Annotated in this window: 23 protein-coding genes; 19 read left to right on the forward strand and 4 right to left on the reverse strand. The window is 43.3% G+C overall.

Features of this window, described 5'->3' with window-relative positions; genetic code table 11:
• Nucleotides 1–97: 97 nt before the first annotated feature.
• The 5 genes from MKY63_RS18105 (at nucleotide 98) to MKY63_RS18125 (ending at nucleotide 6,248) form a co-directional block, all read left to right on the forward strand.
• Complete coding sequence (locus MKY63_RS18105) at nucleotides 98–1,048, forward strand: ABC transporter permease subunit (RefSeq protein ID WP_076222886.1); 951 nt, start codon at nucleotides 98–100, stop codon at nucleotides 1,046–1,048.
• A 38-nt stretch (nucleotides 1,049–1,086) separates the two neighbouring features.
• Nucleotides 1,087–1,968, forward strand: coding sequence for a carbohydrate ABC transporter permease (locus tag MKY63_RS18110; protein WP_076222883.1), 882 nt, complete (start codon nucleotides 1,087–1,089; stop codon nucleotides 1,966–1,968).
• A gap of 43 nt (nucleotides 1,969–2,011) precedes the next feature.
• A complete protein-coding gene (locus MKY63_RS18115; RefSeq protein WP_339809483.1) occupies nucleotides 2,012–3,613 on the forward strand; it encodes an extracellular solute-binding protein in 1,602 nt (533 codons plus the stop codon).
• 117 nt (nucleotides 3,614–3,730) lie between these two features.
• Nucleotides 3,731–5,497, forward strand: coding sequence for a sensor histidine kinase (locus MKY63_RS18120; RefSeq protein WP_339809484.1), 1,767 nt, complete (start codon nucleotides 3,731–3,733; stop codon nucleotides 5,495–5,497).
• The gene (locus MKY63_RS18125) at nucleotides 5,472–6,248 is read left to right on the forward strand and encodes a response regulator (protein ID WP_076222875.1); all 777 of its coding nucleotides are present in this window, start codon (nucleotides 5,472–5,474) and stop codon (nucleotides 6,246–6,248) included. Before MKY63_RS18120 ends, MKY63_RS18125 begins: the two co-directional genes overlap by 26 nt.
• Nucleotides 6,249–6,299: 51 nt before the next feature.
• On the opposite strand, the gene MKY63_RS18130 is transcribed toward MKY63_RS18125, so the two are convergent.
• Entirely contained in the window at nucleotides 6,300–6,641 is a 342-nt protein-coding gene (locus MKY63_RS18130; protein ID WP_303396588.1) for a helix-turn-helix domain-containing protein, read from the reverse strand.
• Between the two features lie 138 nt (nucleotides 6,642–6,779).
• Here MKY63_RS18130 and MKY63_RS18135 point away from each other — a divergent pair, with 138 nt between their 5' ends.
• A complete protein-coding gene (locus tag MKY63_RS18135; protein WP_076222873.1) occupies nucleotides 6,780–7,679 on the forward strand; it encodes an NmrA family NAD(P)-binding protein in 900 nt (299 codons plus the stop codon).
• Between the two features lie 174 nt (nucleotides 7,680–7,853).
• Here MKY63_RS18135 and MKY63_RS18140 read toward each other — a convergent pair whose 3' ends face one another.
• A complete protein-coding gene (locus tag MKY63_RS18140) occupies nucleotides 7,854–8,534 on the reverse strand; it encodes a GntR family transcriptional regulator (protein ID WP_076222870.1) in 681 nt (226 codons plus the stop codon).
• 205 nt (nucleotides 8,535–8,739) lie between these two features.
• On the opposite strand from MKY63_RS18140, the gene MKY63_RS18145 reads away from it, so the two are divergent.
• The 6 genes from MKY63_RS18145 (at nucleotide 8,740) to MKY63_RS18170 (ending at nucleotide 12,009) form a co-directional block, all read left to right on the forward strand.
• Nucleotides 8,740–9,186 (forward strand): OsmC family protein, encoded by a 447-nt coding sequence (locus tag MKY63_RS18145; protein ID WP_076222868.1) that lies wholly within the window; start codon nucleotides 8,740–8,742, stop codon nucleotides 9,184–9,186.
• Between the two features lie 42 nt (nucleotides 9,187–9,228).
• Nucleotides 9,229–9,549 (forward strand): thioredoxin, encoded by a 321-nt coding sequence (gene trxA / locus MKY63_RS18150; protein ID WP_076222866.1) that lies wholly within the window; start codon nucleotides 9,229–9,231, stop codon nucleotides 9,547–9,549.
• Between the two features lie 111 nt (nucleotides 9,550–9,660).
• Nucleotides 9,661–10,344: a hypothetical protein gene (locus tag MKY63_RS18155; protein ID WP_076222864.1), complete on the forward strand. Its 684-nt coding sequence runs from the start codon at nucleotides 9,661–9,663 to the stop codon at nucleotides 10,342–10,344.
• Complete coding sequence (locus MKY63_RS18160; protein ID WP_081386855.1) at nucleotides 10,337–11,059, forward strand: cytochrome c biogenesis protein CcdA; 723 nt, start codon at nucleotides 10,337–10,339, stop codon at nucleotides 11,057–11,059. The genes MKY63_RS18155 and MKY63_RS18160 overlap by 8 nt, the downstream gene beginning before the upstream one ends.
• Before the next feature lie 9 nt (nucleotides 11,060–11,068).
• Nucleotides 11,069–11,635, forward strand: a complete 567-nt coding sequence (locus tag MKY63_RS18165; protein WP_256716993.1) for a TlpA disulfide reductase family protein — start codon at nucleotides 11,069–11,071, stop codon at nucleotides 11,633–11,635.
• Between the two features lie 38 nt (nucleotides 11,636–11,673).
• Nucleotides 11,674–12,009 carry a thioredoxin family protein gene (locus MKY63_RS18170; RefSeq protein ID WP_076222861.1) on the forward strand — a complete coding sequence of 112 codons (336 nt, stop codon included), beginning with the start codon at nucleotides 11,674–11,676 and terminating at the stop codon, nucleotides 12,007–12,009.
• A gap of 134 nt (nucleotides 12,010–12,143) precedes the next feature.
• Here MKY63_RS18170 and MKY63_RS18175 read toward each other — a convergent pair whose 3' ends face one another.
• Entirely contained in the window at nucleotides 12,144–12,905 is a 762-nt protein-coding gene (locus MKY63_RS18175) for an MBL fold metallo-hydrolase (protein WP_076222859.1), read from the reverse strand.
• Nucleotides 12,906–13,068: 163 nt separating this feature from the next.
• On the opposite strand from MKY63_RS18175, the gene MKY63_RS18180 reads away from it, so the two are divergent.
• Nucleotides 13,069–13,491, forward strand: coding sequence for an Lrp/AsnC family transcriptional regulator (locus MKY63_RS18180; RefSeq protein ID WP_076222857.1), 423 nt, complete (start codon nucleotides 13,069–13,071; stop codon nucleotides 13,489–13,491).
• A gap of 70 nt (nucleotides 13,492–13,561) precedes the next feature.
• On the opposite strand, the gene MKY63_RS18185 is transcribed toward MKY63_RS18180, so the two are convergent.
• Nucleotides 13,562–14,527, reverse strand: a complete 966-nt coding sequence (locus tag MKY63_RS18185; RefSeq protein ID WP_076222854.1) for a LacI family DNA-binding transcriptional regulator — start codon at nucleotides 14,525–14,527, stop codon at nucleotides 13,562–13,564.
• 158 nt (nucleotides 14,528–14,685) lie between these two features.
• Between MKY63_RS18185 and MKY63_RS18190 the strand changes: the two genes are divergently transcribed.
• From MKY63_RS18190 to MKY63_RS18215, 6 genes are all read left to right on the forward strand, one after another.
• Nucleotides 14,686–16,008, forward strand: coding sequence for a 6-phospho-beta-glucosidase (locus MKY63_RS18190; protein ID WP_076222852.1), 1,323 nt, complete (start codon nucleotides 14,686–14,688; stop codon nucleotides 16,006–16,008).
• A 522-nt stretch (nucleotides 16,009–16,530) separates the two neighbouring features.
• The gene (locus MKY63_RS18195) at nucleotides 16,531–17,373 is read left to right on the forward strand and encodes a PRD domain-containing protein (protein ID WP_076222849.1); all 843 of its coding nucleotides are present in this window, start codon (nucleotides 16,531–16,533) and stop codon (nucleotides 17,371–17,373) included.
• A gap of 110 nt (nucleotides 17,374–17,483) precedes the next feature.
• Entirely contained in the window at nucleotides 17,484–19,388 is a 1,905-nt protein-coding gene (locus tag MKY63_RS18200; RefSeq protein ID WP_076222847.1) for a beta-glucoside-specific PTS transporter subunit IIABC, read from the forward strand.
• 42 nt (nucleotides 19,389–19,430) lie between these two features.
• Entirely contained in the window at nucleotides 19,431–20,861 is a 1,431-nt protein-coding gene (locus MKY63_RS18205) for a 6-phospho-beta-glucosidase (RefSeq protein ID WP_076222845.1), read from the forward strand.
• Between the two features lie 428 nt (nucleotides 20,862–21,289).
• The gene (locus MKY63_RS18210; RefSeq protein WP_076222841.1) at nucleotides 21,290–23,047 is read left to right on the forward strand and encodes a sensor histidine kinase; all 1,758 of its coding nucleotides are present in this window, start codon (nucleotides 21,290–21,292) and stop codon (nucleotides 23,045–23,047) included.
• A complete protein-coding gene (locus MKY63_RS18215) occupies nucleotides 23,040–24,599 on the forward strand; it encodes a response regulator (protein WP_076222839.1) in 1,560 nt (519 codons plus the stop codon). Before MKY63_RS18210 ends, MKY63_RS18215 begins: the two co-directional genes overlap by 8 nt.
• Nucleotides 24,600–24,601 lie beyond the last annotated feature (2 nt).

Consider the following 24,601-nt stretch of genomic DNA (forward strand, 5'->3'; position numbering starts at 1 on the left):
TGGACATCTCTTTATTGGAAATGAACTGTGTTCATGACGGCATGAGGAACCTATAATTTAACCTAGAAAGCGAGTTAATCTATTAGCCGTCAAGGAGGTGGACATCATTCAAGAAGAGCTATTTCTAAAACGTTTACACAAACAGCTACCCTTTCATTTGTTCGTAGGACTTGGGATTCTGTTTCTGCTGGTCTTCAGTTACATTCCGATGTTCGGCATTATCATCGCCTTCAAGAATTACAAAATTTCTACTGGTATTGAAGGTATCTTCACCAGTTCCTGGGCAGGATTATCGCATTTCAGAGAGTTGATTAACGATTACAACTTTCCAAGCCTGGTGCGCAATACGTTAATACTCAGTGTACTGAAAGTGATTTTTTCGTATCCGATTCCGATTCTGTTTGCGATTATGCTTAGCGAGGTCAAACACGTATTTTTTAAAAGGTTTGTACAGACCGTAAGTTACCTGCCACATTTCATTTCCTGGGTTGTAGTAACTGGCATTGCATACGCTTTCTTTTCATCCGGTTTTGGAATTTTTAATGAGTTGATGCTATCGCTGCATATTATCAAGGAACCTGTACAAATCCTGACCGATCCTGATTCGTTCTATGGCTTGGCGGTTATGACTGCGATCTGGAAGGAGGCAGGCTGGTGGACCATTATTTTTCTGGCAGCTTTGGCTGGCATTGATCCAGCATTGTATGAGGCAGCGGAGATTGACGGGGCTGGCAGACTTAAACGAATTCTGTACATTACCTTGCCGGGGCTTAAAAGTGCCAGCATAGTAGTGCTCATTCTGACCATCGGCAGTATTCTGGGAGGCGGATTGGTAGGGTCAAATTTCGAACAGTCAATGCTGCTGGGGAATCCGCTCAACAATGAGAAGTCGCAGATTATCCAGACCTATGCATTTTCGGTTGGTCTAGCCCAGGGACGGTTCTCTTTTGCCACAGCGATTGACCTTATGCAGTCGGTAATCTCGGTATTCCTGATCTTCACCAGCAACTTTATCGCCAAGCGGTTCTCGGGAACCGGTTTGTTCTAGCCTAGAGTCATTACTCAAACAGAAAAGGCAGTGAAGCCATGCGCAGGAAAAGAACGATGGAGGATTGGATACTGGACATTCTGATTACGGCCATTTTATTAATCATTGTGTTTATTACGCTGTACCCCTTCTATTACATTCTTATCATTACGTTTAATTCAGGATCTGATTCTAATCTAGGAGGAATGTATTTATGGCCGAGGGAGTTCACCCTGGGGAATTACATCTACTTTATTGAAGATCCAAAATGGGTAAATGCTTTTCTGGTTTCGATCCTACGGACGATAGTGGGAACGGTGCTCGCAGTGTTTTTCACCAGTATGGTTGCATATGGGCTTGCGAAGCGCGATTTGATGTTTAGAAAAACGTATTTTTTTATCGTGGTAGTAGCGATGAATTTCTCGGGCGGACTGATTGCTTTCTACATTGTGCTCAAAAGCCTCGGGCTGATTAACACATTCGGGGTATACGTGATTCCCAGCATGCTGAATTTGTTCTTCCTGCTGATAGCCATCTCTTTCTTTCGTGAAATTCCAGATGAACTAGGAGAATCTGCACGGATTGACGGAGCAAGCGAACTGAGGATATTCATCAGCATCGTTGTACCTGTCTCCATGCCGCTGATGGCAACGATGAGCTTATTCATTGGCTCCGGACAGTGGAACTCCTGGCTCGACTCTGCATATTTCGTTCAGAACGAGAACTTGAGAACGCTTACTTATCGGATGATGCAGGTGATCAATCAGTCCATGGTACCCACGGGGGATGCCGCAGCGGCTTCGATGTCCAGAGCTAAGGTTACTCCCTTCTCTATTCAGGCGACGGCAATGGTGGTGTCTATTATTCCAATTCTCGGGGTCTATCCGTTTCTGCAAAAGTACTTTGTTTCGGGGATGATGCTCGGCTCGGTAAAAGGTTAAACATCCGGTAATTTCCAAAATTACATGAATGGGGGAAAGAAAGATGGAGAAAAGCTCACGTATGCTATTTAAGCTGATACTGGCGGTACTTTTGGTAGCGGGCGTACTTTCAGCATGCAGCCAAAATGGGGATCTGAGTGGTGTTGCATCATCGACCGACAATGGACAGAATAGCGGAGAAGCAGGTGATCAGAACTCAACAAATTCCAGTACTGACAAAGGGCGCGACCATCAGCCGGTGGAGCTGACTATGTTCGTTGATGCAACATGGTATCCTTTTCAGGACTGGTCCGGGGAAATCCCGGAAATGATCACTAAAGCTATTGGAGTGAAGCCGAAAATTACGGTTGCCACGGACGATAAGCAATTGGCACTGATGGTAGCTTCAGGGGATCTCCCGGATATCATTGTTTCTTTTAACTTCAAGCTAATGTCCGATGGTAATCTAAGCTGGCCGTATAATGAAATATTTCCTAAATATGCTCCTGATGTGAAGTTCGATCCAGTAAAGGAACTTGTGAATACTGTGAGTGACGGGAATTATTACGCCATTCGCAATGACTTTTCTCCTGAATCAGAGTGGAAGGCTAACCCTTATGCCCATATGATGGTTCCCGGGTTAGCTATGCGCAAGGATGTTCTGGAGGAAATGGGTAATCCGTCCATTAAGTCGCTGGAAGATCTTGATAATGTGTTTGCAACTGTCAAAGAGAAATACCCTGAGATGACGCCTTTAATTCTTAATCCTAACTGGCAAAGGCCATATTTCGATGCACAATTCGGTGCTTATGGAGGTTTTGTGGACGAGAATGGGAAGATTGTTTACTACCTGAGACAAGATGCTGTACGCAAGTCGATGCTGTATATGAATAGCCTATATCGGAACGGATATATAACATCCGAGAATTTTGCCTATAAGAATGAGACGGAGACAGAGCAAATGATGGCGGCCGGGAAGGGCTTCGCCTATACCTGGACCTATTCCGGGGCAGAACGCCTCAATGCGGATAACAAAGACAACGGTATCAGCTTTGTTCAATTGGCCGAACCGCTTAGACCAGAGGCTTCCATTCTAAGCTCAGGAACCGGCGGGCTGGGAATGTATGTCACCAAGAGTAATGAAAATGTGGAAGCGACCGTCAAATTTTTGAAATATCTATTCTCAGAGGAAGGTTGGAGAACAGCAGAGTGGGGCGTAGAGGGCAAGGATTGGAGCTGGAACGCAGCCGGGTATCCGGAATTCAATTATGATATTAACGACCTCGAGCTACTGAAGAAAAAAGGGGTGTACTGGTGGGGGGTGCCTACTGAGACTGGTGTAGGAATGGCATTGACATCTTATAAAGAAGGCTCGGAAACGACACGGCAGGGAGAGAAGTACTCACCAATAATTAAGTTTAATCCGGCGATAGGTATGATTAATCCTGACACGGATTCACCTGAACAGATTATCCGCACGAATATTGATAATATGGTGAAAACGGAGGTCACTAAGATCTATCTGGCTGCTACAGAAGCTGAAGCTCAGGCTGCCTTCGACGAGCTGATCAAAAAAGCCGAAAAAATCGGAATGAGCAAGCTTGAAGAATGGGCAACTGCGCAGTACGGTCCTCTTAAGCAGAAGTATGATCAGTTAACGAAGTAATTAGTAACATACAGTCACTATACCGCTCATACAGGATGCAGGCTCAAGGTGCCGTGCTAATCCTGTATGAGCTCATTGCGTTAAAATATCATAATAGACAGCGGGGAGGTATGTGATATGCGTATACGTACAAAAATGTACTTAGGTTACATTCTCCTCATTGTGCTTCCATTTCTGTTCTTTGCTCTTTTCTCCTATGTTCAGCTGTATGACAAAATGCTCACCCAATATCAACTTGTAAACCAGCAAAATTTGGAGCAAACTGCATCCAATCTGGATTCAAGCCTGGCTAAGCTGGAATCACTTACTTCGATTTATCAAAACAATGCAGCTTTAATTGATTTTTTGCAAGGAGAGTTTGTGGATGACCGTGATTTGATCTACTCGTATTTAAAAGAAATTAATCCGGCATTTTCGTTTGCTTATCTGGCAGATCCTTTAGTACAAAATCTTACCGTCTATCCCAAATCTCAGAAACGGCTACTCGGGGCTCCCGGTTTTCAGAACTATCGTGATATAGGGGGATTTCTAACTCCTGATGAAGTAGAAGAATTGCGTCCGGCCCAGGGACTATGGAAGCATTCTTTCGATCCTGCCGCCCCGACACTGAGTTATTTCCAGAAGCTGTACAGTAATTCCTATATTACTGATCTAGGTATTATTCAGATAAGTGTCGACCCTGCAATGTTAGATCAATTCGTGTCGGCCTTGACTCAAGTACATCCGAATAATGCAATAATGGTGCTTGATCGTCAAGGAAAGATGATTAGCTATGTCATGAATACGAAGCTGTCAGATGAGCAAATACGCTCCATTGTCCAGCCGTTTGGAAATGAATCCTTGGGAGGATTTCTTGCCGACCATGATCGACTTTTGATTAATTCCGTTCATATTCCAAAGCTGGGGCTGACGATTATCGAGGTGAATAAACGGGCAGCTTTATTCGAATTTCTGAGGGTAAAACAGTTATGGGTAGCTTGCGGTTTGGCGCTGCTGGCGTTGTTGTCCGCTCTGTACTTTTGGATCGTCTCTTCGCTAACCAAGCGAATCGTCCGGCTCTCACGTCATATGCGCAGAGTGGAGCCAGAGTTCCTGAACAACCCCGTTAAGGGGAAAGCCGGGAAAGACGAAATAGGCTTCCTGATCACGAACTATAATGAAATGATCAGCCGCATGGATGAATTAGTAAACCATGTTCAAAAGGTGGAGATGCTCAAGAAAGAAGCAGATTTCAAAATGCTGCAGGCACAAATTCAACCTCATTTTCTATATAATACCCTGGAAACGATGCGAATGCTTGCCAGGTCGAATAAGGATTATAAAGTAGCTGAGATGGCGCTTTCTCTCGGCAATTTGTTCCGCTACAGTCTGTCAAAGTCGGAACATACGACGCTTCGAGATGAGTTGGATCATGTAAGCACCTATATCGCAATACATCAAATCCGTATGAGTGACCTTGAGGTGGAGCTCCAGGTAGAGGAGACGCTATTATCGTTGCCTTGTCCCAGATTTATCCTGCAGCCGCTTGTCGAGAACAGTATGATCCATGGCTTGTCCAAGAACAGGGGAAGTAAGCGGATTGCGTTGCGGCTAGCAAGAAAACATGGATATGTGTGGATTGAGGTAGCCGACAACGGTTCCGGGATATCGGAGCAGCAGTTGAAGTCTCTTCAGCGGTTGCTGGAGGGCAGTATCACCAAGCATGAAGCGAAGCATAAGACGACAGGCATCGGGCTTAGTAATGTGGCTGAACGGGTCAAGGCGTATTACGGTAAAGAATCATCGCTTGGAATAATAAGTACTCCCGGCAAAGAGACGGTTTGTTGCCTTAAACTGCTGCTGAAGGAGGAATACTTCAATGCTCAAACTACTGATTGTGGATGATGAGCCAATCATTCTGGAAGGTTTGCGAGATATGATTGAGGAAGAAAAGACAGCGTTCAGGCAAATTATAACGGCTCGTGATAGCATCGAAGCGCTGGAACGAATAGAACTTGCCCGTCCGGATTTAATCATTACAGATATCCATATGCCAGAAATAGACGGTCTGGAGCTAATTCGGCGAGCGCAGCAAAAGAATATAAAGCGCTTCATTATCCTGACTGGGCACGATGTATTCGACTATGCACGCAAAGCTGTTAAATTGCAGGTAATAGAGTACTTACTTAAGCCAATTAAACAGGTGGAATTAGCTGAGATTCTAAGAAGAACAGCATGTGAACTGATTCAAGAACGTGAAATTATAGCGGTATCTGGAAATCCTCTTGAAGAAATGGGCACCTCGCAGAACGAACATATTAAATTGCTAAAAGCCTATATAGAGCAAAGTTACATGAAGGATATTTCTTTATCTGATGCGGCGGCATACCTGAATTTGCACCCAGTGTACCTTGGACAGATGTTTAAGCGGGAAACCGGAAATACTTTCGTGCAATATATAAACCAGGTAAGGATAGGTAAGGCTAAGGTTATGATGGCTAGCATGAAGAATTTGTCGCTGGATACGATAGCCAGAATGGTAGGGTATGAGAACCAGCGGACTTTTTATAAAGTGTTTCGCAAATTTAATGATGAAACTCCGGGACAGTTCAGGGACCGGAAAATGCAATCAGACTCAAATTCTCTATTTTTTTAAAGGAGACGCAGACCATGGATAAGATGAGCACTGAGACATTCTTGCCATGGCCTATGATTCTTTTGGATTATTTGCCATATAGTTCAAGCCCCATTCCTCTATCTGATACAGTATAGAATGAAGGCTCTTCCCGGTCTCTGACAAAGAATACTCTACCTTGGGTGGAATTTCAGAATACACCTGCCGGTTAATCAGCCCATCGTTTTCGAGCTCACGCAGCTGGCGAGTGAGTGTGCGCTGCGTAATATTGGGGAATTCTTTTCTTAATTCATTAAACCGTCGCACGCCGAGAAGCGAAAGCTTGTGCAGAATGAGCAGCTTATACTTGCCCCCAATCATATTGACTGTAAATTCAACCGGACATTGTGAGCAATGTGAGTCTTGATTATCCACTCTGATTATCTCCTTTTTTAGGTATCCTTAAGGATACTATATATCCTTCATGTGCGTACTTACATTATTGAATTTAAACCTATATTATTTAACTATAGTCACTAAATTACTTTTAGTAAACGGAAGGATGATGAAAAAATGACAACTAAGGATAAGATATTAGTATATGGAGCAGGCGGCGTACAAGGAGGGGCTGTCGCCAGCAAGCTTCTGAAAGAAGGACACGCCGTTCATACAATCGTAAGAAATTCGGACAAGGCCGCTCAGCTTCAAGAGCAGGGCATTACTGCCTTTGTTGGCGATCTAACAGATGCTAGCAGCCTAACTCCTGCTCATCACGGTGTCAACAAAGTATTCCTGGTGCTGCCGGTGGACTACGACTTGGAGCGTAATCGACAATTCATCCGTAATACCGTCGATGCTGCCAAAGAAGCCAATGTTAAACTCCTTGTTTTTAATACCAGCGGTTTCTTTACAGATGATGTTACAGGTGTTGCTGCTTATGATATTAAGAAGGAATTGATCGCTTATGTGAAGCAAAGTGGCATTCCGACTATCATCCTTCAACCTACATTTTATATGGAAAACTTCCTTATCCCCGGCGTTGTAGACAACCAAACACTGGCTTACCCTGTACCTGCTGATTCTGCAGTCGCATGGATTAGTATGGAGGATGCAGCCGCTTACAGCGTATATGCACTTAACCACCCAGAACTGGCGGGGAAGACATTGCCTATCGTAGGACCTGAGGCGCTAACTGGAAATCAGCTGGCAGAGCAATTTAGTGCCACATTAAATCGAAAAATACAGTTTTACTCGCTCCCTGTGGAAGCGTTCGAAGAAGCATTATCTCCAATGCTAGGCAAGGAAACAGCAAAAGGCCTCGCCGACTCCTACAAATGGCTTGGATTAAATTCTCATTTTCAATTACTTCCCAAGCCAGACCAAGTCAGCGACGAGTTGCGTTCTGCTACACCGGGCACTCCGCTCCAAGAGTGGGTGAAACAAGCTGTGCAGAATGGATTTTTCGCACAATAACAACATAGGATTCGAGGGCAATCCATTTGCAGAGAAAAGCAAGTTCTGTCTATACCGGGAGGGGAGACAGACGATCGCCGAGATCAGCAAGTGAGCTATAGCGTAACAATAACCACTACGAGAGTAGTGGTTATTTGTGATTTGGCTGAATTTTGTCAATTAATGCAGATCTGGTCACGGCTGTCTTATCATGTTAAGCAGTAATGAGACGTCATTGGTAGAGCCGACGGAAATGACTGTTTTTTGGGCATCATCAATAAAGGTTCTCATTTGTTCAGCCAGGTCGCTTCTTGTAATGATCACATCCGCTTGTTGAACAGCCTGAATCAGGTCCTCGTTCGGGACCGATGAAATATCGATCGTGTGAATTTCGGCAGAAGTTAATCTCTTGATTTCATCCAGATAAAAGATGCAGGAGCTTGCCTTGCATTCAATGAAAAGAAAACGCCGCTTCCTTTTTTGATGCTGGCCAAACAAATGTACATAAGCGAATCCGGACAGCAGCAGGTCGTCTATTGAAAAATTCATTTTGTGGGCTTCGTCAATCATTTGCTCCACAAAGGAAAAATGAAGATTATTAGCTTTAAAGCGCTGGATGTGTTCTTCGTCGGCAACTTGCGTTCCCCGCCCCTTTTGCATCAGCAGAAGTCCCTCTTCTTTCAATTGTGTATATACACTTTGAATAGTGTTCCGGTTAATCGACAACTGCTCGGCCAATTGATTGGTGGAAGGAAGCACATCTCCCGAATGGAGTAGGCCTTTCCCTATAAGCCATTTGATCTGTTCTTTGATCTGTATATGAATCGGCAAGGGAGAATCGGGATCGATATTAAAAAGCAAGCCTGAGTTTTCCATCTTTATACGACCCGCTTTCTTGGTTGGTTGTCTATGGATTTGGATATTTACAGCTTAATGAAGAAAATGATAAAAATCAAGCATTCAAGCTCTGGATTACTAGTTGATGGAGAAGGCTTGACAAATCACAGAGAAAGATTTACTTTAATAATAAATAACTAATTAACTATTTAACTAGTTAACTAAAAATAAGGAGAGGTGAGTTATGGATCAGACAAAAACGACACTCAAAATGGAATGGAACGGGAATAAAAGTGGGAGTGGGAAAGTCGAAGCAGGCTATCTAAAAACAGAAATTGCTGTTCCCCAATCCTTCGGCGGTACTGGTGAAGGTACTGAGCCGAAGGAACTGCTAGTCACTTCCGCTGCAACATGCTTTATGTTGACCCTTGTAAGCATGCTAGAGGCAAGAAATCTTGCTGTAGAAAGTCTGGAAATGCATTCGGAAGCAAGTGTCTCCAAAGAAGAAGGGTTCAAGATCACCCATTACCCAGTAATTGTGCTGCCTGCGGGTGGGACTGAAGAGGAAATTCAATCTGTTGATCGAACCTTTGCAGCGGCCGACCGAAACTGCGAGGTTGGAAATATGCTTAAAAAAGCCGGAGTTCAAATCTCCATTACCGGTGATGTCTCATTATCAATAAATGCTTAATAGCCTTCATTAATCACTTATCCATTTTGAGGAGGAAGTCATATGAGTGCAACAGCTTTAACGAAAGATACGTTTCAAAATCATATTAAATCAGGAGTTACACTGGTTGATTTTTGGGCACCTTGGTGTGGGCCATGCCGAGTTCAACTCCCCATTGTTGAAGAATTGGCAAATGAGCTAAAGGATCAAGCTAATATCGCTATAGTTAATGTTGATGATGAGCAGGAATTAGCTATACAATTTGGCGTTCGAAGCATTCCGACCTTGTTGCTGTTTAATGAAGGTAAGCTGGTAGAACAAATGGTCGGTATAAATCCGAAATCTGTACTGAAGGATAAAATTCTAAATGCGGCAGGAAAATAATTTTTAAACAAACCAACGGAGCATTTTTAGATAAAGGAGCCACTCAGTGGTTCCTTATTAATAATTAATGTTTGTTATCCTGACATCGCTTGTAAACAAAGGGGTGGCTAATTGCATAATATTCAAGTTGGCTCTTTAGTCTTAAATGGACAACTGATATTCTATTTTTGGTTTGGGGCAGCGGGCTGGTTGATGCTGCATTACCAAAATCGGAATCAAAGGGTACAAGAGGAAGTGTTGCCCCTCCTTACTAACGCGTTCTGGTTATGGATGGTTATCTGGAAAGCAAGTTATTTGCTGTTTTATCCCGTAGAGGTTATTCGACGTCCGATCTCTCTCCTGTATTATGATGGCGGGGAACGCGGGGCATGGCTGGCAGCTTTGGCAGCAGTGGTCTATATCTGGAGGGCAGCCTCAAAGCGGAATATAATATTTATGGCTTTGGTCGACGGCTTGATTATATATATGCTGGCGGGTTACTTAGCTTCAAGGATATTATTGCTACTTACCGGAGTGGAACACATATGGTTTCATTTGACAAGCTTAGTACTAGCTCTTGTACTTCTTATACTTCTACAGACTACAAGAGCAGCAAATTTGCCTGCCGCCAGAAGGTTCGTTTACGTTGTCTGGTTCTGTATCGGACATATTGTACTTTGGTTTTTTATTTCCGAACGGCAAACGTGGTTTTTATCATTCAACAAGCAACAGGTATTCTTCCTTATATCCGCTGCGGGTCTTGCCGGAATGGGCGGGCTGACCGATAACAAGCAAAAGAGAGGGTTAGATGAATAATATTAATGTTTTCTCGGCCTTTGCCGCAGGTGTACTATCCTTTTTATCTCCTTGTGTTTTTCCGTTACTCCCCGGTTTCATTTCTCAATTGACCGGTTCATCCGTTCAAGATGGCAAACTGGTTGTAAATAGGGGGAAGATGATTTTTCTATCCTTTTTTTTCATAGTAGGTTTCAGCCTTGTTTTTATTACGCTGGGAGCGTCGGCAAGTTTTATAGGCCATTTCTTTGCCCGGGAACGCGATGTAATTCAAAAAATAAGCGGCTTATTGATTATTATCTTTGGCATGCAAATGGCGGGGATTCTAAATCTCCGGTTACTGATGTCCGGTAAGACAAGAGAATTCAAGACGAAAAGAAGATATGGTGCAGTGCGTTCACTGTTTACTGGTGTGGCCTTTGGTGCGGGCTTTAGCCCTTGTGTGGGCTTGGCATTGTCAGCTATCTTACTTCTGGCTGGGTCCAGCGACACGCTGTGGAATGGCGTTGGGCTTCTTACCGTCTATTCCCTTGGAATGGGAGTACCGTTCCTGCTGATTTCATGGTTACTGACTTATTCTCTGCAATTAATGAAAAAAATCAACAAATGGGTTCCTTTTCTGTCCAAATTGAACGGCTGGTTAGTGATAGGTCTGGGATTTTTGTTGTTTAACGGACAACTGCAGAGAATTAGTGCCTGGCTGGCCCAATACACACTTTTGGATATCAACTTTTAGTGGATGGTGATGAATCAGTTGAGAAAAAACCTGATTGCAATCCTTGTTTTGATAGGACTTGTCGTTTATGGCGGTTACGATTATTTCAAAAAATCACCCTCTGAAACAATACAAATAACGAAGTCAGAAAACAAGCAGTTGAGGACGGGGATCCTGAAGGGACAGCTGGCGCCGGACTTTGCGCTTACGGACTTAAAGGGGACTACAGTTCAGTTGTCTGATTTTAAGGGCAAGATCGTATTGATTAATTTTTGGGCTACCTGGTGTCCGCCATGTCAGGTGGAAATGCCTCATATGCAGAATATTTTTCAGGATTTCAAGGCAAAAGATGTTGTCATTCTGGGGGTCAACATGACGCTTACAGAAGAGAATTTGGAAGTCGTTCAGACCTTCGTTAATGAACAACAACTCACCTTTCCAATTGTTACGGACGAGAAGAATGAGGTTGTGCAAACTTATCAAGTTGTTGCTTACCCCACAACATATTTACTGGACACCGAAGGAGTCATCCTGGAAAAATTTCAAGGGGCGATCAGCTATGAAATAATGGAAAAATATATATCCAGAATCCGTTAAGAAAAAAACTATTTGGTTAACTGAAATGAGGTTTCATAATGAAAGAAGTATATGAATTAACTACGCTACGGGAAATCGAGAATTTTCTTAAGGATTACGAACTGAGCTTTTTATATATTTCTAAGCCCGATTGCAGCATCTGTCATGCACTGTTGCCCAAACTCAAAGAACTCCTGTCCCATTATCCAATTATCCGTCTCGGGCATATTGATGCCAGCAAAGTAGAAGAGGTAGCAGGAAAGTTTCTTATTCTGAGTGCTCCGATGATGCTCTTGTTCATCGAACAAAAAGAGTATTTGAGAGAAGATCGATTTGTTCGTTTATCACTGTTGAAGGAAAAGCTGGACTATATTTATCAGATTTATAATGAATAGTTCACTAATGGTGACGCTTCAGCCAAGGCTGAGTCGTTTTTTGAATACGGTGGGGGCTATGGCAAAAGAATAACAGCAGCCGGAACCTCCGGCTGCTGTTATTTGAATTTATAATGAACAGTAATCCCTATATATTATAGTGTATAAGATTCGCCGTCATCCGGCACGAATACATTAGAAGTAATCCCTTTTTCATTTAGGAAGCTTTTTAACTCTGCTCTTGACAAGGTCCAGTGATTTACTGCTTCCATGTGAACTGAAACAATCACCGCGTTAGGTGCAGCCTTATGCACTTCATAAATATCGTCTTTTCCCATAATCAAAGAGCCGCCTTCTGTGAGCTGGACATCTCCTCCATTAACCACAATGACTTCCGGCTGGTGTGTTTCGATTTCTTCCTGAACATCTTCGTACCATACGGTGTCTCCGGCGACATATAACGTTTTCTCATCCGGATGTTTAAAAACAACACCACAAACTACTCCCGCCAGGGTTAAGATCTCTCCTCTTCCATGTTCGCCTTTCGTTTTCACTAATTGGATCCCTTCGAAGGATGTGCTCTCCGATAAAACTTCAATGTCCTGGAAGCCGGCTTTTTTGATTTCTGTTGCATCTTCTTCATTTTGTACAAACATTTTCACGTTTTTGGGCAGCACTTCTTTGGCAGCTTCATCGAAGTGGTCATAGTGTAAATGAGTAACAATGACCGCATCTACATCCTTAATTAAATCTTCAAGCGATATCGGTAACTGAACTAAAGGGTTATATTGTTCATTTTTAGTGAAAGCAGGAAATGGCGGAAGAGTTCCCTTCTCTGCCAGGAATGGATCAACCAAAAATTTCTTGCCTGCATATTCAACAACCAAAGTTGCATTTCTTATCAATCTAACTTTCATAAAATTAGCTCCTTTTCTTTTGTTATATTATTATTGTACCTAGGAGACCATTTAACTTACATATATAAAATCAAGTCTTTGGATGATTTAACTTTAATTTTGAAAGAAAATGATATCAAATACGCTTGCTTTGATTTTCACGTATTTCAATGGAGGGATTACCATGGATCAAACCGATTTTCTTATTCTGTCTGAATTATCTAAAAATAGCCGTATCACCATGAAAGAATTAGGGGAGAAAGTGCATATGACCGGGCAAGCAGCCGCAATCCGTGTTGCGAAACTGGAGGATAATGGAGTGCTTGAAGGGTATACGATAAAAGTTAATCATTCCAAATTAGGGTGTTTTATTCACGCTTTTATTACACTCTATACAAATACGCATAATCACCAACCGCTGTTGGCCTTTATTAAAATGAAAGAGCCCTTTGTGTTGAACAATTATAAAATTGGCGGGGATGGGTGTTATCTTCTGGAGTGCAGATTTCCATCTAATAAACATGTAGATGAATTCTTGGGAGAGGTGAGTGAATATGCGAACTACAAAGTGTCGATGGTTATTAAAAAAGGAGTGTTAGATAATTAATCGGCGGTCAGCTCCCCTACGTATTCTGCTGGGGACAGGACGCCGATTTTTTGCCTATGGTTTATTGGACTCAGGTGGACTTTCGCTCAATCAATTCAAATTCTAAAAGGCGGGGTTTAGGAGCAGGCTGACCCAGCATATCCAGAATGATCAAAAAGGCATTCTCTGCCTGGTCATTTGCAGGATAGTGGATAGTTGTCAGGTCTAACAGATGAGCAAGCTCGGAATTGTCGAATCCCAATATGCCGACGTCAACCGGAGCGGTGAAGCCGGCACGCCGAAGCTCGGTGAGAAGTCCGGCAGCCACATTGTCGTTCGAACAGGCGATAGCATCCGGTCTGTTCGTCTGTTCTATCCACCATCTTGCAACCTCTTCTCCATCAAAAATGCTGAGCTTATAGTGGAAGTCTGGAAAGTCATTGGATTTTATTTGATACTTAGCTGCAAAATCATTATAGGCTCTGATCCGTTCCGGAGTGTTTAATCCTTTTGATGAAAATACGTTCGCGATTCTGCGGTATCCTTTGGAGTAAAGGTACTCAAGTCCTAGCATATAACCCTGATATTGATCCATGAAGACTGAGGGAATCGTATCGCTCACAAGCCGCTGCCAAGTCACAATCGGACCGTACTTGGCATAAGATTCGATTACATTCCATTCATTGGTTCGAAATAGACAAACCAAGGCATCCAACTGCTTACTGCGTAGCATTTCAAGCGCTACGAGTTCTTGCTGAGGATCTCCGTTTGTAATAAACAACATCACATTGAACCCATGCTTTTGAGCGATGGTGTTAAAAGCTTGAATGAATGATGTGGATAAGGTCGTATACGTCCCAGTCAAAACACCAATAATCCGGGTCATTCCTTTTTTAAGGGACTTGGCACTGGAGTTGGGTACATAATCCAGATGTTCAATGATTTCGAGAATTTTTTGACGTTTGGTTTCACTTACATAAGGGTGTTGATTGATGACACGAGAGACGGTTGTTGTGGACACGCCAGCAAGACGCGCGATTTCCTGAATATTGGTCATGGATTCTCACCTCTTCATCAAAGGATAGCATATTCAGTGGATAAGAATCGAATTTTCTTACCGCTTCAATATGTAAGGAAAGTGGGCTTGACCTGTAATGCATTCCATAAATTAATGTGGAGGAGTAGTAGAATTAACACATACAGGAGGCGTTCTCATTGAATAAAAAATTGAAGATTGTGACCATCGGCGGCGGTTCCAGCTACACACCGGAATTGATCGAAGGATTTATTAAACGGCATCATGAACTCCCGGTCAGCGAACTATGGCTGGTGGACATAGAGGCTGGTAAAGATAAGCTTGAAATTGTAGGTGCCATGGCAAAACGGATGATAAAGGCTGCGGGGATCGAATGCGACATTCACCTGACCCTTGATCGGAGACTGGCGCTTGAGAATGCTGACTTCGTGACAACCCAATTCCGGGTAGGGCTGCTGGAAGCGCGAATTAAAGACGAGATGATTCCTCTTAAACACGGCATGATCGGACAGGAAACCAACGGAGCGGGTGGCATGCTGAAGGCGTTCCGTACCATTCCGGTCGTTCTTGAGATCGTCGAAGATATGAAAGATCTGTGTCCAGAGGCCTGGCTAATCAACTTCACTAATCCTGCAGGTATGGTTACGGAAGCTGTGCTTCGGTACGGGAAGTGGGAGAAAGTTATCGGGTTATGCAATGTTCCGATCATGGCGGTCAAGAACGAGGCAGCTGTAATCGAGAAGGAGGAAGAGGACCTCTTCTTCAAATTTGCCGGCATCAACCATCTTCATTGGCATAAAGTTTATGGCCAAAACGGCGAAGAGCTTACGGCCGAGGTTATAGATAAATTGTACGGGTCGGACGCCAAGCCGGAAAAATTGGTTGAGAACATTAAAGAAATGCGGTTCTTGTCTGAACAAATTGCCCATCTGGAGATGCTGCCTTGTCCTTATCACCGTTACTACTACATGACCGACAGTATGCTGAAAGAGGAACTGGAAGAGGCAAACGGAGAAGGAACCCGTGGGCAGGTCGTCAAGCGCCTGGAGGAGAGTTTGTTTGAACTGTACAAAGATCCAAACCTCGACTATAAGCCCAAGGAGCTGGAGAAACGCGGAGGGGCTTATTACAGCGATGCGGCCTGTGAAATCATCAATTCGATTTACAACAATAAAGGCACAAGAATGGTGGTCAATACCCGGAATCGAGGCACGATCAGCGATCTTCCTTACGAGAGTGCCATCGAAGTAACGAGTATTATCACGGCGCATGGGGCGGAGCCGGTCCACTTCGGAGCGTTCCCGCCAGCCCAGCGGGGGCTGCTGCAGTTAATGAAGTCGATGGAAGAGCTCACAGTCGAAGCCGCGGTTACGGGAGATTATGCGACCGCCCTGCAGGCTTTCACATTGAATCCTCTTGTAACGAGCGGAGATGCCGCAAAAATTGTTCTGGATGAGATGTTGGAGGCCCATCGCGAATACCTTCCTCAATTCTATAAGTGAGTATGTTTTAAATATATATTCATTACGAAGGGGCTGTCCCATAAGTTATGAAATGGCTGGGACGGCCCATATTTTTGGAGTTAGATAGCCGGTTGTGCTATCGCCAAAGCGGTACGGCTGAGCTTTCCCTTTATGTGGATTTTACAAGAACGAGCCCGGGCAGTTGACTCTCTGGCTCGTTTTGTATTCTGTTCGAAAGAATACATCCGAATTACCTGCAGCATTCGGATGGAACCACTTTCCATAAGTGAAAACACTTGTTGGTGCCGTAGGCCAGACACTGGATGATTAATAAAAGGAATATCGGAAATAATGATGAGTGCATCAACCTTATGGAAATCTTCTCTCAATAAAAAAATATTGAATAATTAACTATTCATAGATATAATTAAAGTGCGAGTTAAGGATAGTGATTGTTTAATTACAAGCTAGACCTGCTTGCACATTTTGATTGACGTTTCTTCGGAACGTTAATTTCATTATGTGCGGGCGGGTCTTTATTTGTATAAAGGAGGGCAGAACATGATCATACGTAAAATTCTTAACAATAACGTGGCGGTAATACGGGATAAATTCGACCAAGAAGTTATTGTGATGGGCAAAGGAATAGCATATCAAAAAAAAATTGGGGATCTGATTGATGAGCAAGTCGTTGAAAAGATTTACTCATTGTCAACTAAGGAATCATTTATTAAACTACAGGATCTTTTAACAGAGATTCCGATTGAATATTTTAATGTAAGCGACCAAATAATAAATTACGCAAAGTTGACTCTAGGGAAAAAATTGAATGATAGTATGTACATCTCTTTAAGTGATCATATATTTACAGCTGTGAATCGGTTTCGGGATGGCATTATTTTAAAAAATGCACTACTTTGGGATATTAAGCGCTTTTATCCTGAAGAATATGAGGTTGGTGTTAAGGCTCTACAATATATCAGTCAAGATCTAGATATTCAATTCCCTGACGATGAGGCTGGGTTCCTTGCTCTGCATATAGTGAATGCTGAAGAAAGAGAAGAGAGCCAAGATATCTATCGTGTAACTAAAATTATTCAAGAAATAAGCAATATTATAAGGCTTTATTTTCAGATTAATTTTGATGAAAAATCAGTTTATTTTTATCGCTTTATTTCACATCTGAAATTTTTTGCCCAAAGATTAGTTAGCGGGAACATGCATGAAAATGAAAGTGATCAGGATCTGCTAGATGTAATTAAATCAAAGTATAAGAACGCTTTCTTGTGCGTTGAAAAAATAGAAAAGTACATCGAAGCTAATTATAGTTACAATCTTACAAATGAAGAGAAACTGTATCTAACAGTCCATATCCAAAGAGTAGTTTACAAAACAAATTCATAAAATAATTCCTTTAAGGGGGTGAGATGTTACACGCAAGACAGGATGGTGACATTAAGTTGGCCAGACCCTTCAGGATCTATTTATATAATAGTTATGGAGGAGAATAAACTATGGGTAAATATCAAAAGTTAGCTGAAGAGATCGTGAACCATGTAGGGGGATCAGAAAACATTAGTGATCTGACACATTGCGTTACGCGATTAAGATTTCATCTGAAAGATGACTCACTGCCAAATGATGAAGTTTTGAAAAAAATAGAGGGTGTAGTTACTGTCATACGCTCCGGTGGTCAGTATCAAGTCGTTATTGGTAATCATGTCACAGAGGTGTATTCCGAGGTTACATCGTTCGCTAAACTTAATCATGGTCAATCGGATCCTTTGGCAGAGACGGTAGTCAAAAAGAAAAAGCCGCTAGATGCCCTCATTGATATCATATCCGGTTTGTTTCAGCCAATTCTTGGTATTTTATTAGCAGCCGGAATGCTTAAAGGCCTCAATACGTTGTTAAACGTTTTGGGCGTATACTCTTTAGATAGTGGAACTTATACGCTCATCAATGCTATGGGAGACGCTTTATTTATGTTCCTTCCTGTATTTTTGGGCTATACTTCCGCCAATAAATTTAAAGTTCAGCCCTTTATTGGTATATTAATTGGCTTGGCCATGTGTTATCCTGCGATCCAGTTGGATGCTTTGGCTGGCTCCAAAGAGCCACTATATACCTTGTTCAGTGGTACAGCATTAAGCTCCCCTGTATATCTGGATCTGTTTGGTATTCCGCTAATCAGCATGAACTATACGTCCACCGTGCTTCCGGTCATCATCGTTGTCTACTTTGCTTCTAAAGTACAACGCGTGCTTGATAAAATTGTTCCGGATGTAGTCAAGTTTTTTATGGTACCGATGGTTACGGTATTGGTATCTTTATCTCTGGGATTTTTAATAATAGGCCCTGTAGCAAGCTATGCCTCTGAATTGATTGCGCAAGGAATACTTGTTGCACGGGACGCAAGTCCATTACTTGCAGGTTTTCTATTAGGGTTTCTATGGCAAGTCATTCTTGTTTTCGGACTCCACTGGGGACTAATTCCTCTTTATATAAATAATATTACGACGCTAGGTTATGACACTATTATGGCCTCTGTCTTTGCGACCTCTTTTTCCCAAATGGCCATTGTGCTTGCGATTATCATCAAAACCAAAGATAAAAATTTGAAAGCATTAGGGATACCTGCGGCTATTTCAGCACTATTTGGCATAACCGAGCCGGTAGTTTACGGAATTACGCTTCCGCGAAAAAAACTCTTTATCATGAGCTGTATTGTTTCCGGGGTTGCAGGAGGATTCTACGGGCTATACAACCTGAGGGAGTTTACTTTCGGAGGATTAGGAATATTTGAATTTTTTACAATGATTGATCCTAATGATCCTGGAACAGCCAACATTATAATTGCCATTATTGGGGTTGTTTTTGCCATGATCATTTCATTTATTCTAACATTTGTAATGTTCAAAGATGAAACAGCAGAAGTCGAGACTCCAAAATCCGGACTGAACAAAAGACATGTCATGTCCAGTCCGATGAGCGGTGAGGTTATTTCTATTAAAGAAGTAAAAGATGAAGCATTCTCACAAGAAGTTTTAGGCAGAGGGATTGGAATTCGTCCTTCAACAGGTGAACTGGTTGCCCCATTTGATGGCAAGGTTGTCACACTCTTTCCTACGAAGCATGCTGTTGGACTGGTATCCGATGAGGGAATGGAAGTACTGATTCATATTGGTTTTAACACTGTACGATTAAAAGGAAAACATTTTGAAGCGTTTGTACAGGAAGGTGATACAGTTCAAAAAGGTCAGAGACTGGTTACTTTCAACATTGAAGAAATCGAAAAAGCAGGTTTTTCGGTTGAGACACCAATGATCGTTACGAATACAGATAGTTATCTGGAAATTATCGAGACACAAGAATCCAAGGTGAATGCAGGCGAAGTTCTGCTGACAGGCTTGCTCTAAGAGGCGGTCTACAATTACACATGTTTGAAGGAGACGATGTATATGGGTTTTAAAGAAGGATTTTTATGGGGTGGTGCAACCTCAGCCAATCAGTCCGAAGGTGCTTATGATGTGGATGGCAGAGGCCTTGCAAACGTGGATTTGAGTCCTACAGGCGAAGATCGGGAGCGCGTTTTGATGGGAAAACTAAAAATGTTTGATTATGATCATAACTACTATTATCCGGCTAAAGAAGGCATTGATATGTACCATCACTTTAAAGAAGATATTGCCCTGTTTGCCGAAATGGGCTTCAAGGTCTATCGGTTATCGATTGCTTGGAGCAGAATTTTCCCAGAAGGTGATGAAACTGAACCGAATGAAGCCGGACTTCAATTTTACGAGGAGTTGTTTAAGGAATGCCACAAGTATGACATAGAGCCTCTCGTAACGATTACGCACTTTGATGTTCCAATGCACCTGGTTAAAGAGTATGGTTCTTGGAGAAATAGAAAGCTAGTCTCTTTTTATGAAAGATTATGCACAGTCATTTTTAATCGTTATAAAGGTTTGGTTAAATACTGGATTACCTTCAATGAGATTAATATGGTTCTGGAAGCTCCATTTTTGGCAGCTGGACTATTTATTGAGGACAATGAGGATGCAGAAACTGTAAAATATGCAGCAAGTCATCATGAACTGGTGGCCAGTGCTCTGGCGACCAAAATTGCCCACGAAGTAGATCCAGAGAATAAAGTGGGGTGTATGCTGGCAGCCAACGCTCCATATCCGAGAACATGTGATCCGAAAGATATCTGGAAAGCCAAGCAGGTAGAGAACCAGAGTTATTTCTTCATAGACGTTCAAGTAAGAGGGGAGTATCCGGCTTATACACTCAAAGACTTGGAACGCAAAAATATTGTGCTTCCGTTCGAAGAAGGGGACAAGGAATTACTGAAACAGCATACTGTAGATTTTATCGGCTTCTCGTATTATTCATCAAGCGTCGTAAGTGCAGATCCTGAATTAACAGATACAATTGGAGGAAATCTGTTTCCAAGCTTGCCTAACCCATATCTGAAAGCTAGTGATTGGGGCTGGCAGATCGATCCGCTTGGACTACGAATTACGCTGAACAACATCTATGATCGCTATCAAAAGCCATTGTTTATTGTGGAAAATGGCCTAGGTGCAGTGGATATTCCTGACGAGAATGGTTATGTTGAAGATGATTATCGAATATCCTACTTAAGCGAGCATATTCGCGCGATGAGGGATGCGGTAGAATACGACGGCGTAGATCTGCTGGGCTATACTGTTTGGGGACCTATTGATATTGTAAGTGCAAGTACAGGTGAGATGAAAAAAAGGTACGGGTTTATCTATGTTGATCGGGATGACCGTGGCCAGGGTTCATTTAAACGAACCAAAAAGAAATCATTTGAATGGTATAAGAAGGTTATTGCTACTAACGGTGAAGATCTGGATTTTTGATTGGCATTTTAAAGAACTCTTATACAGTAGCATGGACTCCATATATCTCCGCAACCTCCTAGGGATTGGACAATCTCTCTGTGGCTTGGTTGTGGAGATTTTTTTGTACATTTTAATGAACTTTTTTTACATGAATTTATTATCTCGGGCGAATATATTAGGCACATGATTTATCGGTTTAATCGGGGAGAATATCTTCCCTTAAACCGAAACTTTTTTAAGATTTTCTTCTTCTTGACTAAAAGCCGTTGGGACATTCGTAAAGTGCCCCCTTTAAAAAAGGCATTGGATAATAAGGATGCAAATTTATAATGAGTTTATTGACAAAGTCTTTGTCGCTTCACATACTCTTAGTTAACATTAAAGAGAATCAGTTTCACTTTTGTGAAAGCGCTATTTTAAAAGACAACTGCAAAGGAGATACTTCCATGCATAGCATGATCAAACGAATGAAAATCTTTCACCGACTGGTACTTTTTATGCTGTTGCTGATCTCGCTCGTGTGCGCCGGATTTCTGGTGGTCACAACTCTCTCTTTTAAAACCTATGATGAGATGCTGTACGAGCAGGCTTCCCGCGCCATGAATCTGTCGGTCTCCGGTATTGAAAATGAGATCGGCAATATCGAGAAGCTGTCAATGAATATGGCGCTTGACTCCAGAATTCAGGAGCAGCTGATCAGCATACAGGGAGGGATTTCCTCGTACGAGCGTTCGGTCAGAACGATAGATTTCAAGAATAAGATAATGCAGTATATGTTTTCGGAAGAGAGTATTGCCTCCATCAGGTTCCTGAATACGAGCGGATACGAATTTTTTGTCGGGCAGAACAGAGTGACCAATCAGGAGGAACAAATTGCAGGGATTGTCCGTACTGCACACGAACGGGAAGGCTCCGGCGTCTGGATCGAACCGGAGAATAAAAATGAAGGACTGACTCTGGCAAGAGAAGTCCGTTCTATTTTTGAACCGATTCTGGATCCGCTGGGAACGCTGATTTTTCAGATTGATTTTCAAAAGCTGGTGGAGCGCCATTTTCGGCCGGCATCAAGTACAGCGACAGAGCTGTTCGTTATTTCCGATTATGGTGTGTTGTACCGGCCTGCGGCAGAAAGCTTCCAAAGCTTTGATGTGGGAGCAATTGCACTGACAGGCAATTACGGCTCTTTTGTTCAGCAAATCGCCGGCAAATCTTATTTTCTCGCGTACAAGCAGTCTCAGGCGACGGGGTGGAAATATATCAGCCTTATTCCCTATGACGATGTGTTTCAGGAGAAAAAAGCGCTGCGCAACACGATTTTGCTTATTGCCGCATTGTTAATTGTAATCGCCTGCTCCATCAGCTATTTATTCGCCAAGAGGTTCACCCGGCCGATTAATCAGCTGGCCAGGCAGATGCGCAGCGCAGAAAAAGGCGATTTCAGCGCTTCCCTGCTGGATATCCCCGCGGCCTCTCAAATGGACGAGATCGGCTATCTGCATAAAAGATTTAACAGCATGATCCGCAATATCGAGCAGCTGATTGATGAGAATTACAAGAAGCAAATCGTGATTAAAGATACGGAATATAGGGCGCTGCAGGCGCAAATCAACCCTCATTTCCTCTACAATACGCTGAATTCGATCAATTGGATGGCCCGCATGCGCAGCGATGAGGTCATCTCAACTATGGTGGAATCCTTGAGCCTGCTCCTCCGCGGGGCCATGGATAACAAACGGACCATGGTGACCGTACGCGAGGAAATTGAGCTGATTAACAGCTATATGTATATCCAGAAAGTACGCTATGGCAAGCGGATCGATTTCAGTGTGGATATACCAAGCGATGCGCAGGGCAGCCAGATCCCGAAGTTTGCGCTGCAGCCGATCGTGGAGAATGCGGTGTATCATGCCGTAGACCAGATGGCCGGGGTATGCCATATTATGATTCACTCCGAAATCACTGGAAACGGGGAAGAGCTTGTGTTTGTGGTTAGTGATGACGGTCCCGGTATGGACAAGATTTATCTGGAGAGCCTTAGAAGTCTGGATTATGAAGCGAAAGGAACAGGGATAGGACTGCGGAACATCCACGAGAGACTGCAGCTGACTTTTGGAGAGGGGTATGGCATCGGCATTGAAAGTGAGATTGGCAAAGGAACCAGTGTCTGGATCACGATACCAAGGGGAGGAAACACATATGTATAAAGTACTGCTTGTCGATGATGAGGAACTGGTAGTACAGGGAATCTCAAGCCTGATCCCATGGGAGAATAACGGGTTTCAGCTGCTTGAGCCCGCATACAACGGGGTGGAGGCCTTGGAGCGGTTCCGCCGTGAGCCTGCCGACATTGTGATTACGGATATCCGCATGCCTCTCATGGACGGACTGTCATTAATCAGGGAGCTTAAGGAGGAGTCGCCGTACACTGAGTACATTGTCTTGTCCGGTTACGGTGAATATGACTATACGAGCAAGGCAATGGCTCAGGGAGTTAAGCATTATCTGCTGAAGCCGTCCAATGAGACTAAGATTCTGGAAGTGCTTCATAAAGTAGCCGCTGAACTGAGAGGGCGGGCGGAGCATGCGCATTTTGTGGAACGGCTGCAGAATGATTTCAAGAAAGTGTTGCCTCACGTAAAAGAGCAGCTGTTACGGGATATTGTGCTCACCGGAATGTACAAAAAGCAGGATTGTGACTATTTCATGGACCTGTTCATGATTGAGCAGCAAATGTTCAAGCTGGTGTTATTTACGCTCCATGAAGAAACGGAGTATATTCACAAATTCGCGCTTAGAAACATTGCGGAAGAAATGTTCAAAGATGAGGGAGCCTATTTAACGACAGTGGTGCGGGACCAGGTTCTGCTACTTGTAAAGGCGGTTGATTTCACACGGCTATCAGAGAAGGTCAAGCAGGTTCAGCGGATTTACAAAGCGTACTATAAGTTTGAAATATTTGTTGCCATTAGCAACGAAGGGGGATTCACCGCCATCCGGTCGATGTACGAAACGGTGAGGCGCTGTCTGAGCTTCGGCATATCCTTTCAAGAAGGATATATCGTGACTCCGCAGGATGTGCTGGATGCCGAACGGGAGCTTCCCGCGGACACGGCAAATGTATCGGATCGGCTGGCGCTGGCAGTCCGTACAGGCAATCCCGCAGAGGTGAGGGAAACCATTATTGAAGCGGGTAGATGGCTGGAGAACGGCTTATTCGATGCGGCTGCAGCCAGGAAATTATGCTTCGATCTGTTCCTGACCGTGATCCGCCAGAGCGACGGGGGACTGGACGAATATGTGACCGATATTCCGAAGCTGTACAATATGGCCTCCCTTCGCGGGGCTTTTCAGCTGCTGGAGAAAACGGCATTGGAGCTGGCTGCACGGAATTCCGGCTGGGCGGCCAAACGGCAGAATGATCTAATCGACTCGGTGCTTCGGATTATAGAAAATAATCTGGGCAATCCTGATTTATCGTTAAAGTGGATCGGAAATGAGCTGCTGTATGTGAATGTAGATTATCTTGGGAAAATGTTCACCAAAAAAATGGGCAGCAAATTCTCAAATTATTTGGTTCGGCTGCGGATGGAATCGGCCAAAAGGCTGATGGAGCAGGACAAGGATCTGAGAATTTACGATATTGCCGTGATGATGGGGTATCCTGAGGATGCCCAATACTTTTCCAAATTGTTCAAGAGATACGCTGGCATGACGCCAACAGAGTATGTGCGCAGCAGGGAGTCGCTGGAACGGTGATC

Source organism: Paenibacillus sp. FSL R7-0189 (assembly GCF_037969925.1).
GTDB classification, from domain to species: domain Bacteria; phylum Bacillota; class Bacilli; order Paenibacillales; family Paenibacillaceae; genus Paenibacillus_AQ; species Paenibacillus_AQ odorifer.